Source organism: Providencia rettgeri, from assembly GCF_013702265.1.
Classification (GTDB): domain Bacteria; phylum Pseudomonadota; class Gammaproteobacteria; order Enterobacterales; family Enterobacteriaceae; genus Providencia; species Providencia zhijiangensis.
Genome location: NZ_CP059348.1, coordinates 63,293 through 75,826 on the forward strand (window position 1 = coordinate 63,293; position 12,534 = coordinate 75,826).

A 12,534-nucleotide genomic window follows, 5' to 3' on the forward strand; every position below is an offset into this window, starting at 1 on the left:
CCATCCCACATAAGAGCTTAACGGTGCGATCTTCAACGCCATCACACAAAACTTTCTTTTTCACGCACAGTCAACTTATTGGATGTTTTATTAACAACCCAAAAGGAGATATTTAGCGGGCGGCCGGAAGGTGAATGCTAGGCATGATCTAACCCTCGGTCTCTGGCGTCGCGACTGCGAAATTTCGCGAGGGTTTCCGAGAAGGTGATTGCGCTTCGCAGATCTCCAGGCGCGTGGGTGCGGACGTAGTCAGCGCCATTGCCGATCGCGTGAAGTTCCGCCGCAAGGCTCGCTGGACCCAGATCCTTTACAGGAAGGCCAACGGTGGCGCCCAAGAAGGATTTCCGCGACACCGAGACCAATAGCGGAAGCCCCAACGCCGACTTCAGCTTTTGAAGGTTCGACAGCACGTGCAGCGATGTTTCCGGTGCGGGGCTCAAGAAAAATCCCATCCCCGGATCGAGGATGAGCCGGTCGGCAGCGACCCCGCTCCGTCGCAAGGCGGAAACCCGCGCCTCGAAGAACCGCACAATCTCGTCGAGCGCGTCTTCGGGTCGAAGGTGACCGGTGCGGGTGGCGATGCCATCCCGCTGCGCTGAGTGCATAACCACCAGCCTGCAGTCCGCCTCAGCAATATCGGGATAGAGCGCAGGGTCAGGAAATCCTTGGATATCGTTCAGGTAGCCCACGCCGCGCTTGAGCGCATAGCGCTGGGTTTCCGGTTGGAAGCTGTCGATTGAAACACGGTGCATCTGATCGGACAGGGCGTCTAAGAGCGGCGCAATACGTCTGATCTCATCGGCCGGCGATACAGGCCTCGCGTCCGGATGGCTGGCGGCCGGTCCGACATCCACGACGTCTGATCCGACTCGCAGCATTTCGATCGCCGCGGTGACAGCGCCGGCGGGGTCTAGCCGCCGGCTCTCATCGAAGAAGGAGTCCTCGGTGAGATTCAGAATGCCGAACACCGTCACCATGGCGTCGGCCTCCGCAGCGACTTCCACGATGGGGATCGGGCGAGCAAAAAGGCAGCAATTATGAGCCCCATACCTACAAAGCCCCACGCATCAAGCTTTTGCCCATGAAGCAACCAGGCAATGGCTGTAATTATGACGACGCCGAGTCCCGAAAGACCTTTCGTTTGAAGTATGTATTTCTTGCAGCAAAAATAATCAAAACCGCAAGATATGTAATCATGAAGTTGTCGGAAAACTATCCGTACAAGGGAGTGTATGAAAAATGTCTGGTATAATAAGAATATCATCAATAAAATTGAGTGTTGCTCTGTGGATAACTTGCAGAGTTTATTAAGTATCATTGCAGCAAAGATGAAATCAATGATTTATCAAAAATGATTGAAAGGTGGTTGTAAATAATGTTACAATGTGTGAGAAGCAGTCTAAATTCTTCGTGAAATAGTGATTTTTGAAGCTAATAAAAAACACACGTGGAATTTAGGTTTCATTCTGGCGACGTCCGTATTTGCCTTTCGGAAGCATAAAATCGGACGCGTTGTGGCTCGCTTCAGGTAAAATATTGACTATTCATGTTGTTGTTATTTCGTCTCTTCCAGAATAAGGAATCCCATGGTTAAAAAATCACTGCGCCAGTTCACGCTGATGGCGACGGCAACCGTCACGCTGTTGTTAGGAAGTGTGCCGCTGTATGCGCAAACGGCGGACGTACAGCAAAAACTTGCCGAATTAGAGCGGCAGTCGGGAGGCAGACTGGGTGTGGCATTGATTAACACAGCAGATAATTCGCAAATACTTTATCGTGCTGATGAGCGCTTTGCGATGTGCAGCACCAGTAAAGTGATGGCCGCGGCCGCGGTGCTGAAGAAAAGTGAAAGCGAACCGAATCTGTTAAATCAGCGAGTTGAGATCAAAAAATCTGACCTTGTTAACTATAATCCGATTGCGGAAAAGCACGTCAATGGGACGATGTCACTGGCTGAGCTTAGCGCGGCCGCGCTACAGTACAGCGATAACGTGGCGATGAATAAGCTGATTGCTCACGTTGGCGGCCCGGCTAGCGTCACCGCGTTCGCCCGACAGCTGGGAGACGAAACGTTCCGTCTCGACCGTACCGAGCCGACGTTAAACACCGCCATTCCGGGCGATCCGCGTGATACCACTTCACCTCGGGCAATGGCGCAAACTCTGCGGAATCTGACGCTGGGTAAAGCATTGGGCGACAGCCAACGGGCGCAGCTGGTGACATGGATGAAAGGCAATACCACCGGTGCAGCGAGCATTCAGGCTGGACTGCCTGCTTCCTGGGTTGTGGGGGATAAAACCGGCAGCGGTGACTATGGCACCACCAACGATATCGCGGTGATCTGGCCAAAAGATCGTGCGCCGCTGATTCTGGTCACTTACTTCACCCAGCCTCAACCTAAGGCAGAAAGCCGTCGCGATGTATTAGCGTCGGCGGCTAAAATCGTCACCGACGGTTTGTAATAGCGGAAACGGAATGGGGAAACTCATTCCGTTTTTGTTTATCGCCTTAGACGGCAAAAGTGCTGTCGCCCACCTGCGCTTGCGCATACCAGGCCATAAGCTCCGTGGTTCCTGGTTCTCCTTCCGCTGGAGCCCAGTGCGCATAGTCATCGGCAGCCACGGGTTGATAGCCACCGTGTTTTACTTCAAAAATTATGCCACCGGTATCCAGCGACAGCACGGCATGCCAGGTTCCTGCGGCCATCTCCAGCACCGTACAGGTTTCCCCCAATATCGCCCGATGGGTGACGGTACCCCGATCGTCAAAATTCAGCACCACGAAACGACCCCTTAATGGCAACAGTAGCTCGAAGGTGTGAGGGTGTCGGTGCGGGCGCACGTAGGTCCCAGGTTCCATGGCAATAGCCAGACGTTGGACCGAATCGCTTAATTCTGGATGGAAATTACGGTGCGCGCGGAGCCGAGGCGATTGCACAGCCGCTGCGCTCTGTTGCTGCATATCGCTCATGGTAATTTGTTTCATCAGGATGACCTTGTCGATTAATGAATTGGGGGGGATTACCGTATGACGTCAGGGTGACAGAACCCGCAGAGCAAGTGAAGAACTGGGTTTGCCAATTTTTCCCTATCCTGATTTACTGAAATGGTATTGACGGTAGTGCTGATATTCAGGCCACTTTTTTAGTTGATAAAAGTCTGTAATTCTTTTTACCGTCTGGGAAAAATTTACGGTGGTAATCACCCCCCAATTATTTCAGTATGAGTAAACTTGGTCTGACAGTTACCAATGCTTAATCAGTGAGGCACCTATCTCAGCGATCTGTCTATTTCGTTCATCCATAGTTGCCTGACTCCCCGTCGTGTAGATAACTACGATACGGGAGGGCTTACCATCTGGCCCCAGTGCTGCAATGATACCGCGAGACCCACGCTCACCGGCTCCAGATTTATCAGCAATAAACCAGCCAGCCGGAAGGGCCGAGCGCAGAAGTGGTCCTGCAACTTTATCCGCCTCCATCCAGTCTATTAATTGTTGCCGGGAAGCTAGAGTAAGTAGTTCGCCAGTTAATAGTTTGCGCAACGTTGTTGCCATTGCTGCAGGCATCGTGGTGTCACGCTCGTCGTTTGGTATGGCTTCATTCAGCTCCGGTTCCCAACGATCAAGGCGAGTTACATGATCCCCCATGTTGTGCAAAAAAGCGGTTAGCTCCTTCGGTCCTCCGATCGTTGTCAGAAGTAAGTTGGCAGCAGTGTTATCACTCATGGTTATGGCAGCACTGCATAATTCTCTTACTGTCATGCCATCCGTAAGATGCTTTTCTGTGACTGGTGAGTACTCAACCAAGTCATTCTGAGAATAGTGTATGCGGCGACCGAGTTGCTCTTGCCCGGCGTCAACACGGGATAATACCGCACCACATAGCAGAACTTTAAAAGTGCTCATCATTGGAAAACGTTCTTCGGGGCGAAAACTCTCAAGGATCTTACCGCTGTTGAGATCCAGTTCGATGTAACCCACTCGTGCACCCAACTGATCTTCAGCATCTTTTACTTTCACCAGCGTTTCTGGGTGAGCAAAAACAGGAAGGCAAAATGCCGCAAAAAAGGGAATAAGGGCGACACGAAAATGTTGAATACTCATACTCTTCCTTTTTCAATATTATTGAAGCATTTACCAGGGTTATTGTCTCATGAGCGGATACATATTTGAATGTATTTAGAAAAATAAACAAATAGGGGTTCCGCGCACATTTCCCCGAAAAGTGCCACCTGACGTCTAAGAAACCATTATTATCATGACATTAACCTATAAAAATAGGCGTATCACGAGGCCCTTTCGTCTTCAAGAATTTTATAAACCGTGGAGCGGGCAATACTGAGCTGATGAGCAATTTCCGTTGCACCAGTGCCCTTCTGATGAAGCGTCAGCACGACGTTCCTGTCCACGGTACGCCTGCGGCCAAATTTGATTCCTTTCAGCTTTGCTTCCTGTCGGCCCTCATTCGTGCGTTCTAGGATCCTCCGGCGTTCAGCCTGTGCCACAGCCGACAGGATGGTGACCACCATTTGCCCCATATCACCGTCGGTACTGATCCCGTCATCAATGAACCGGACTGCCACGCCCTGAGCGTCAAATTCCTTTATCAGTTGGATCATATCGGCAGTGTCGCGGCCAAGACGGTCGAGCTTCTTAACCAGAATGACATCACCTTCCTCCACCTTCATCCTCAGCAAATCCAGCCCTTCCCGGTCTGTTGAACTGCCGGATGCCTTATCGGTAAATATACGGTTTGCTTTCACACCTGCGTCTTTGAGTGCTCTGACCTGAAGATCAAGAGACTGCTGACTGGTTGAGACCCGAGCGTAACCAAAAAGTCGCATAAAAATGTACCTTAAATCGAATATCGGACAACTCATGTCTATTATTACAAATTTACGATTTAATAGACATATTAATGTAACAGTTTTACGATGTCCGATAATTTATAACATTTCGTACGGTTGCAAAAATGTTACTAAATGCCCGTCAGGCAGGGAGGCCGATATGCCCGTTGACTTTCTGACCACTGAGCAGACTGAAAGCTATGGCAGATTCACCGGTGAACCGGATGAGCTTCAGCTGGCACGATATTTTCACCTTGATGAAGCAGACAAGGAATTTATCGGAAAAAGCAGAGGTGATCACAACCGTCTGGGCATTGCCCTGCAAATTGGATGTGTCCGTTTTCTGGGCACCTTCCTCACCGATATGAATCATATTCCTTCCGGCGTCCGGCATTTTACCGCCAGACAGCTCGGGATTCGTGATATCACCGTTCTTGCAGAATACGGTCAGAGGGAAAATACCCGCCGTGAGCATGCAGCGCTGATACGTCAGCACTATCAGTATCGTGAATTTGCCTGGCCCTGGACATTTCGCCTTACCCGTCTTTTATATACCCGGAGCTGGATAAGCAACGAACGTCCTGGCCTGCTTTTCGATCTGGCGACAGGGTGGCTTATGCAACATCGTATTATTCTCCCCGGAGCCACTACGCTGACCCGGTTGATTTCAGAGGTAAGGGAAAAGGCGACGTTGCGCCTGTGGAACAAACTGGCACTGATACCGTCAGCCGAACAGCGTTCACAGCTGGAGATGCTGCTGGGGCCAACTGATTGCAGCCGCCTGTCTTTACTGGAATCACTGAAAAAGGGCCCTGTGACCATCAGTGGTCCGGCGTTTAATGAAGCAATTGAACGCTGGAAAACTCTGAACGATTTTGGCCTGCATGCTGAAAACCTGAGTACACTCCCGGCTGTGCGCCTGAAAAATCTCGCACGTTATGCTGGTATGACTTCGGTGTTCAATATTGCCAGGATGTCACCGCAGAAAAGGATGGCGGTTCTGGTTGCCTTTGTCCTTGCATGGGAAACGCTGGCGCTGGATGATGCATTGGACGTTCTGGACGCCATGCTGGCCGTTATCATCCGTGACGCCAGAAAGATTGGGCAGAAAAAACGGCTCCGCTCGCTGAAGGATCTGGATAAATCTGCATTGGCGCTCGCCAGCGCATGTTCGTACCTGCTGAAAGAAGAAACACCGGACGAATCGATTCGTGCTGAGGTGTTCAGCTACATCCCAAGGCAAAAGCTGGCTGAAATCATCACGCTTGTCCGTGAAATTGCCCGGCCCTCAGACGATAATTTTCATGAAGAAATGGTGGAGCAGTACGGGCGCGTTCGTCGTTTCCTGCCCCATCTGCTGAATACCGTTAAATTTTCATCCGCACCTGCCGGGGTTACCACTCTGAATGCCTGTGACTACCTCAGCCGGGAGTTCAGCTCACGGCGGCAGTTTTTTGACGACGCACCAACGGAAATTATCAGTCGGTCATGGAAACGGCTGGTGATTAACAAGGAAAAACATATCACCCGCAGGGGATACACGCTCTGCTTTCTCAGTAAACTGCAGGATAGTCTGAGGCGGAGGGATGTCTACGTTACCGGCAGTAACCGGTGGGGAGATCCTCGTGCAAGATTACTACAGGGTGCTGACTGGCAGGCAAACCGGATTAAGGTTTATCGTTCTTTGGGGCACCCGACAGACCCGCAGGAAGCAATAAAATCTCTGGGTCATCAGCTTGATAGTCGTTACAGACAGGTTGCTGCACGTCTTTGCGAAAATGAGGCTGTCGAACTCGATGTTTCTGGCCCGAAGCCCCGGTTGACAATTTCTCCCCTCGCCAGTCTTGATGAGCCGGACAGTCTGAAACGACTGAGCAAAATGATCAGTGATCTACTCCCTCCGGTGGATTTAACGGAGTTGCTGCTCGAAATTAACGCCCATACCGGATTTGCTGATGAGTTTTTCCATGCTAGTGAAGCCAGTGCCAGAGTTGATGATCTGCCCGTCAGCATCAGCGCCGTGCTGATGGCTGAAGCCTGCAATATCGGTCTGGAACCACTGATCAGATCAAATGTTCCTGCACTGACCCGACACCGGCTGAACTGGACAAAAGCGAACTATCTGCGGGCTGAAACTATCACCAGCGCTAATGCCAGACTGGTTGATTTTCAGGCAACGCTGCCACTGGCACAGATATGGGGTGGAGGAGAAGTGGCATCTGCAGATGGAATGCGCTTTGTTACGCCAGTCAGAACAATCAATGCCGGACCGAACCGCAAATACTTTGGTAATAACAGAGGGATCACCTGGTACAACTTTGTGTCCGATCAGTATTCCGGCTTTCATGGCATCGTTATACCGGGGACGCTGAGGGACTCTATCTTTGTGCTGGAAGGTCTTCTGGAACAGGAGACCGGGCTGAATCCAACCGAAATTATGACCGATACAGCAGGTGCCAGCGAACTTGTCTTTGGCCTTTTCTGGCTGCTGGGATACCAGTTTTCTCCACGCCTGGCTGATGCCGGTGCTTCGGTTTTCTGGCGAATGGACCATGATGCCGACTATGGCGTGCTGAATGATATTGCCAGAGGGCAATCAGATCCCCGAAAAATAGTCCTTCAGTGGGACGAAATGATCCGGACCGCTGGCTCCCTGAAGCTGGGCAAAGTACAGGTTTCAGTGCTGGTCCGTTCATTGCTGAAAAGTGAACGTCCTTCCGGACTGACTCAGGCAATCATTGAAGTGGGGCGCATCAACAAAACGCTGTATCTGCTTAATTATATTGATGATGAAGATTACCGCCGGCGCATTCTGACCCAGCTTAATCGGGGAGAAAGTCGCCATGCCGTTGCCAGAGCCATCTGTCACGGTCAAAAAGGTGAGATAAGAAAACGATATACCGACGGTCAGGAAGATCAACTGGGCACACTGGGGCTGGTCACTAACGCCGTCGTGTTATGGAACACTATTTATATGCAGGCAGCCCTGGATCATCTCCGGGCGCAGGGTGAAACACTGAATGATGAAGATATCGCACGCCTCTCCCCGCTTTGCCACGGACATATCAATATGCTCGGCCATTATTCCTTCACGCTGGCAGAACTGGTGACCAAAGGACATCTGAGACCATTAAAAGAGGCGTCAGAGGCAGAAAACGTTGCTTAACGTGAGTTTTCGTTCCACTGAGCGTCAGACCCCGATTACTTCGCCAACTATTGCGATAACAAGAAAAAGCCAGCCTTTCATGATATATCTCCCAATTTGTGTAGGGCTTATTATGCACGCTTAAAAATAATAAAAGCAGACTTGACCTGATAGTTTGGCTGTGAGCAATTATGTGCTTAGTGCATCTAACGCCGCCATAAACGGCGACAGGGTGGCGCGCCTATTGCGCATAAAATGGCGAAGCCATGCGCAACAGGCGCGGAATCTCTGGCGTCCGGTTTGATGGCTTTGTTATGCAAAGGACTAGTCTTCAATGACGTGTAAACCACGGCGCTTTAAGTCCTCCAACGAATCCAACATTCCCCTTATTAATTCAACAGGATGCCCCTCCCAGTCTTCAACAACGCCAACAATTCTCAAGGGTTCGCAGGTTCTATAGGACTGTGTTGGATTACCGGGAAATCTTTTGTTCGTAAGATTCGGATCGTCTTCGAACGGTCCTGTTGGCTCAACTATGTATATGTAGCCGCGACCCTCGAGGCCAGACAGTGACATAGCAAGTTCAGCTCCCCAAACTGCTGGCTCCATCAAGGCTGAAAAGTAGATGTGCTTAAGAATACGACCGTCCTCGAAATGAGAGATGAACCCTGTGGTTAGCAAGTCACCAATCGCCAAATTGGCTTTGGTTCCATGATAGAACGGTCCTTGCACCTGCTTGTAATTATCATGAGAGATGGGAATCCAATCTTTTACCATTTTAAGACCCTTAATTGTTGGGATTTGGCTGCATAACGCCTGAAATAAGCCGTGCCGCGAAGCGGCATCGGCTTGATTGAATTGTTAGACGGCAAACTCGAGCCAATACTTGTGCAGGCCAACAATATTAGACGAGCACAGCATGGGCATTGCCGCTTTGATCTTCTCCAGTGACCAATTCCACCACTCCATCTCCAGAAGCAATGAAATTTCCTCATCGGTGAAGCGTTTCTTAATCTTCTTAGCGGGATTGCCGCCAACGATAGCGTAAGGCTCCACATCTTTTGTCACCAACGAGCGGCTGCCTATCACCGCACCGTGCCCGATCTTGATTCCGGGCATGACCATTGCCTCAGAGCCGATCCAAACGTCATTGCCAATGACAGTATTACCTGCTTTTTGGAAGGCATCGAGTGCGCTTGAGAATGCAGGTTCTTCCTGCATATAAAAGAACGGGAAAGATGATGCCCAGTCGTACCGATGCCCCTGATTGCCAGCCATGATAAAGGAAGCCCCACTCCCGATAGAGCAGAAACTACCGATGATCAACTTATCAACGTCATCACGGTCCGGAAACAGATACCGTGCGCAGTCATCGAATGAGTGCCCATGATAGTAGCCAGAGTAATAGCTGTACCGCCCAACTTTGATATTGGGGTTCTTCACTTGCTCAGAAAGCAGCTTGCCTTTGAAGGGGCTATCAAAGTAGTTGGTCATAAGAGATCCCGCGGTCTGTGACTTTGCCGTCTAACGTTTGAAATAAGGGGCGCCGAGCGCCAGCGAGGGGAGCCAAAAGCTTGCTTTTGGCCGTCCCGACTTGATTGAAGGGTTGGGCGATTTTGCCATTAGATTTTTTATAAATTTAGTGTGTTTAGAATGGTGATCGCATTTTTCTTGGCTTTTATGCTTGATGTTAAATTCGACCCCAAGTTTCCTGTAAGTGCGGACACAAAAACATATTTATGTCCTGATTTGCTTATAATAAACCCTTCAAACCATCCGTTTTGTAAGGTTCTATTTGCTGTGAATCCTGCACCAGTTTTCCCATACAGTTTTGTACTATTATCCAGATCTTGTAGATACATGTTCTCTATGGTGTTTTCTATGGCTGAGTTTTTAACTGGGAGATTGTGATTAATAATTTTACGCAGGAATTGAATTTGTTCTTCTGGTGAAATTTTTAAGCTACTTTCGAGCCATGCTTCTGTTAATCCGTTGTTTCTTTCTTTATCTCCAGAGAAGTCTTGATTTCCATAATCAAAATCTTTGAGATAATTCTTGATTTTATTTAATCCAATTTTTTGGGTTATTTCTTGCGAAACCCAAACAACAGAAAATTGCATCCACGTCTTTGGTGTATGATTGCTGTTCCAGATCTCCATTCCTTTGGGGGTTTTATCCCATTTGAATATGGTTTTCTGATCTATTATTTCCGCATCAAATGCCATAAGTGATAATGCGATCTTGAAAGTTGAATCTGGTGCCATTTGCGTTGCACACTTTGCTTTATTGAATTGAGCAATTTCAGCGTTTGTGGATGCATCGTAAAGTAAAAAACAACCTTCAGTTCCTTCAAATAATGGAGATGCAACAGTAGAGATATCTGTTGATGCACTGGCGCTGCTGTAGATAATATTTGCAATTATTAAAAAAATAGCGAAGTTGATATGTATTGTGTTTTTCATAATAAGTATTGGTTTGGTAAAGGGCTTAATTTTAACGGCTAACAATTAATGAGGCTCCGGGTTCGCCCAACGTTTGACATGAGGGGCGGCCAAGGGCGCCAGCCCTTGGACGTCCCCCTCGATGGAAGGGTTAGGCATCACTGCGTGTTCGCTCGAATGCCTGGCGTGTTTGAACCATGTACACGGCTGGACCATATGGGGTGGTTACGGTACCTTGCCTCTCAAACCCCGCTTTCTCGTAGCATCGGATCGCTCGCAAGTTGCTCGGCGACGGGTCCGTTTGGATCTTGGTGACCTCGGGATCATTGAACAGCAACTCAACCAGAGCTCGAACCAGCTTGGTTCCCAAGCCTTTGCCCAGTTGTGATGCATTCGCCAGTAACTGGTCTATTCCGCGTACTCCTGGATCGGTTTCTTCTTCCCACCATCCGTCCCCGCTTCCAAGAGCAACGTACGACTGGGCATACCCAATCGGCTCTCCATTCAGCATTGCAATGTATGGAGTGACGGACTCTTGCGCTAAAACGCTTGGCAAGTACTGTTCCTGTACGTCAGCAAGTGTCGGGCGTGCTTCTTCTCCGCCCCACCACTCGACGATATGAGATCGATTTAGCCACTCATAGAGCATCGCAAGGTCATGCTCAGTCATGAGGCGCAGTGTGACGGAATCGTTGCTGTTGGTCACGATGCTGTACTTTGTGATGCCTAACTTTGTTTTTGCGTTGCTCATGATGTCTAACTCCCAATTTGTGTAGGGCTTATTATGCACGCTTAAAAATAATAAAAGCAGACTTGACCTGATAGTTTGGCTGTGAGCAATTATGTGCTTAGTGCATCTAACTTTGTTTTAGGGCGACTGCCCTGCTGCGTAACATCGTTGCTGCTCCATAACATCAAACATCGACCCACGGCGTAACGCGCTTGCTGCTTGGATGCCCGAGGCATAGACTGTACAAAAAAACAGTCATAACAAGCCATGAAAACCGCCACTGCGCCGTTACCACCGCTGCGTTCGGTCAAGGTTCTGGACCAGTTGCGTGAGCGCATACGCTACTTGCATTACAGCTTACGAACCGAACAGGCTTATGTCCACTGGGTTCGTGCCTTCATCCGTTTCCACGGTGTGCGTCACCCGGCAACCTTGGGCAGCAGCGAAGTCGAGGCATTTCTGTCCTGGCTGGCGAACGAGCGCAAGGTTTCGGTCTCCACGCATCGTCAGGCATTGGCGGCCTTGCTGTTCTTCTACGGCAAGGTGCTGTGCACGGATCTGCCCTGGCTTCAGGAGATCGGAAGACCTCGGCCGTCGCGGCGCTTGCCGGTGGTGCTGACCCCGGATGAAGTGGTTCGCATCCTCGGTTTTCTGGAAGGCGAGCATCGTTTGTTCGCCCAGCTTCTGTATGGAACGGGCATGCGGATCAGTGAGGGTTTGCAACTGCGGGTCAAGGATCTGGATTTCGATCACGGCACGATCATCGTGCGGGAGGGCAAGGGCTCCAAGGATCGGGCCTTGATGTTACCCGAGAGCTTGGCACCCAGCCTGCGCGAGCAGCTGTCGCGTGCACGGGCATGGTGGCTGAAGGACCAGGCCGAGGGCCGCAGCGGCGTTGCGCTTCCCGACGCCCTTGAGCGGAAGTATCCGCGCGCCGGGCATTCCTGGCCGTGGTTCTGGGTTTTTGCGCAGCACACGCATTCGACCGATCCACGGAGCGGTGTCGTGCGTCGCCATCACATGTATGACCAGACCTTTCAGCGCGCCTTCAAACGTGCCGTAGAACAAGCAGGCATCACGAAGCCCGCCACACCGCACACCCTCCGCCACTCGTTCGCGACGGCCTTGCTCCGCAGCGGTTACGACATTCGAACCGTGCAGGATCTGCTCGGCCATTCCGACGTCTCTACGACGATGATTTACACGCATGTGCTGAAAGTTGGCGGTGCCGGAGTGCGCTCACCGCTTGATGCGCTGCCGCCCCTCACTAGTGAGAGGTAGGGCAGCGCAAGTCAATCCTGGCGGATTCACTACCCCTGCGCGAAGGCCATCGGTGCCGCATCGAACGGCCGGTTGCGGAAAGTCCTCCCT

At 50.5% G+C, this 12,534-nt stretch carries 11 protein-coding genes and 1 pseudogene; 3 read left to right on the forward strand and 9 right to left on the reverse strand.

The window, feature by feature from the left end; translation table 11 throughout:
• Nucleotides 1–137: 137 nt before the first annotated feature.
• Both sul1 and H0913_RS00260 read right to left on the reverse strand, forming a co-directional pair.
• Entirely contained in the window at nt 138–977 is an 840-nt protein-coding gene (gene sul1 / locus H0913_RS00255) for a sulfonamide-resistant dihydropteroate synthase Sul1 (RefSeq protein WP_000259031.1), read from the reverse strand.
• Nucleotides 971–1,129 (reverse strand): annotated as a pseudogene (locus tag H0913_RS00260) (SMR family transporter); the annotation flags it as partial. The gene sul1 and the pseudogene H0913_RS00260, both read right to left, overlap by 7 nt.
• A gap of 457 nt (nt 1,130–1,586) precedes the next feature.
• Between H0913_RS00260 and H0913_RS00265 the strand changes: the two are divergent.
• Nucleotides 1,587–2,462 carry an extended-spectrum class A beta-lactamase CTX-M-3 gene (locus H0913_RS00265; RefSeq protein WP_011091028.1) on the forward strand — a complete coding sequence of 292 codons (876 nt, stop codon included), beginning with the start codon at nt 1,587–1,589 and terminating at the stop codon, nt 2,460–2,462.
• A 46-nt stretch (nt 2,463–2,508) separates the two neighbouring features.
• Here the strand turns inward: H0913_RS00265 and H0913_RS00270 are convergent, their stop codons facing one another.
• The 3 genes from H0913_RS00270 to H0913_RS00280 all read right to left on the reverse strand — a co-directional run bounded on the left by H0913_RS00270 (nt 2,509) and on the right by H0913_RS00280 (nt 4,844).
• Entirely contained in the window at nt 2,509–2,985 is a 477-nt protein-coding gene (locus tag H0913_RS00270) for a WbuC family cupin fold metalloprotein (RefSeq protein ID WP_013023839.1), read from the reverse strand.
• A 258-nt stretch (nt 2,986–3,243) separates the two neighbouring features.
• Entirely contained in the window at nt 3,244–4,104 is an 861-nt protein-coding gene (locus H0913_RS00275; protein WP_000027057.1) for a broad-spectrum class A beta-lactamase TEM-1, read from the reverse strand.
• Nucleotides 4,105–4,286: 182 nt separating this feature from the next.
• A complete protein-coding gene (locus H0913_RS00280) occupies nt 4,287–4,844 on the reverse strand; it encodes a recombinase family protein (protein ID WP_001235713.1) in 558 nt (185 codons plus the stop codon).
• Nucleotides 4,845–5,007: 163 nt separating this feature from the next.
• On the opposite strand from H0913_RS00280, the gene H0913_RS00285 reads away from it, so the two are divergent.
• Nucleotides 5,008–8,013, forward strand: a complete 3,006-nt coding sequence (locus H0913_RS00285; protein WP_001143760.1) for a Tn3-like element Tn3 family transposase — start codon at nt 5,008–5,010, stop codon at nt 8,011–8,013.
• Nucleotides 8,014–8,316: 303 nt separating this feature from the next.
• Here the strand turns inward: H0913_RS00285 and H0913_RS00290 are convergent, their stop codons facing one another.
• The 4 genes from H0913_RS00290 to aac(6')-Ib all read right to left on the reverse strand — a co-directional run bounded on the left by H0913_RS00290 (nt 8,317) and on the right by aac(6')-Ib (nt 11,139).
• The gene (locus H0913_RS00290; protein ID WP_001749986.1) at nt 8,317–8,769 is read right to left on the reverse strand and encodes an NAD(+)--rifampin ADP-ribosyltransferase Arr-3; all 453 of its coding nucleotides are present in this window, start codon (nt 8,767–8,769) and stop codon (nt 8,317–8,319) included.
• Nucleotides 8,770–8,853: 84 nt separating this feature from the next.
• A complete protein-coding gene (locus H0913_RS00295; protein ID WP_000186237.1) occupies nt 8,854–9,486 on the reverse strand; it encodes a type B-3 chloramphenicol O-acetyltransferase CatB3 in 633 nt (210 codons plus the stop codon).
• Nucleotides 9,487–9,623: 137 nt separating this feature from the next.
• The gene (locus tag H0913_RS00300; protein ID WP_001334766.1) at nt 9,624–10,454 is read right to left on the reverse strand and encodes an oxacillin-hydrolyzing class D beta-lactamase OXA-1; all 831 of its coding nucleotides are present in this window, start codon (nt 10,452–10,454) and stop codon (nt 9,624–9,626) included.
• 130 nt (nt 10,455–10,584) lie between these two features.
• Complete coding sequence (gene aac(6')-Ib / locus H0913_RS00305) at nt 10,585–11,139, reverse strand: AAC(6')-Ib family aminoglycoside 6'-N-acetyltransferase (RefSeq protein WP_064765190.1); 555 nt, start codon at nt 11,137–11,139, stop codon at nt 10,585–10,587.
• 291 nt (nt 11,140–11,430) lie between these two features.
• Here aac(6')-Ib and intI1 point away from each other — a divergent pair, with 291 nt between their 5' ends.
• Entirely contained in the window at nt 11,431–12,444 is a 1,014-nt protein-coding gene (intI1, locus tag H0913_RS00310) for a class 1 integron integrase IntI1 (protein WP_000845048.1), read from the forward strand.
• The last annotated feature ends 90 nt before the right edge of the window (nt 12,445–12,534 follow it).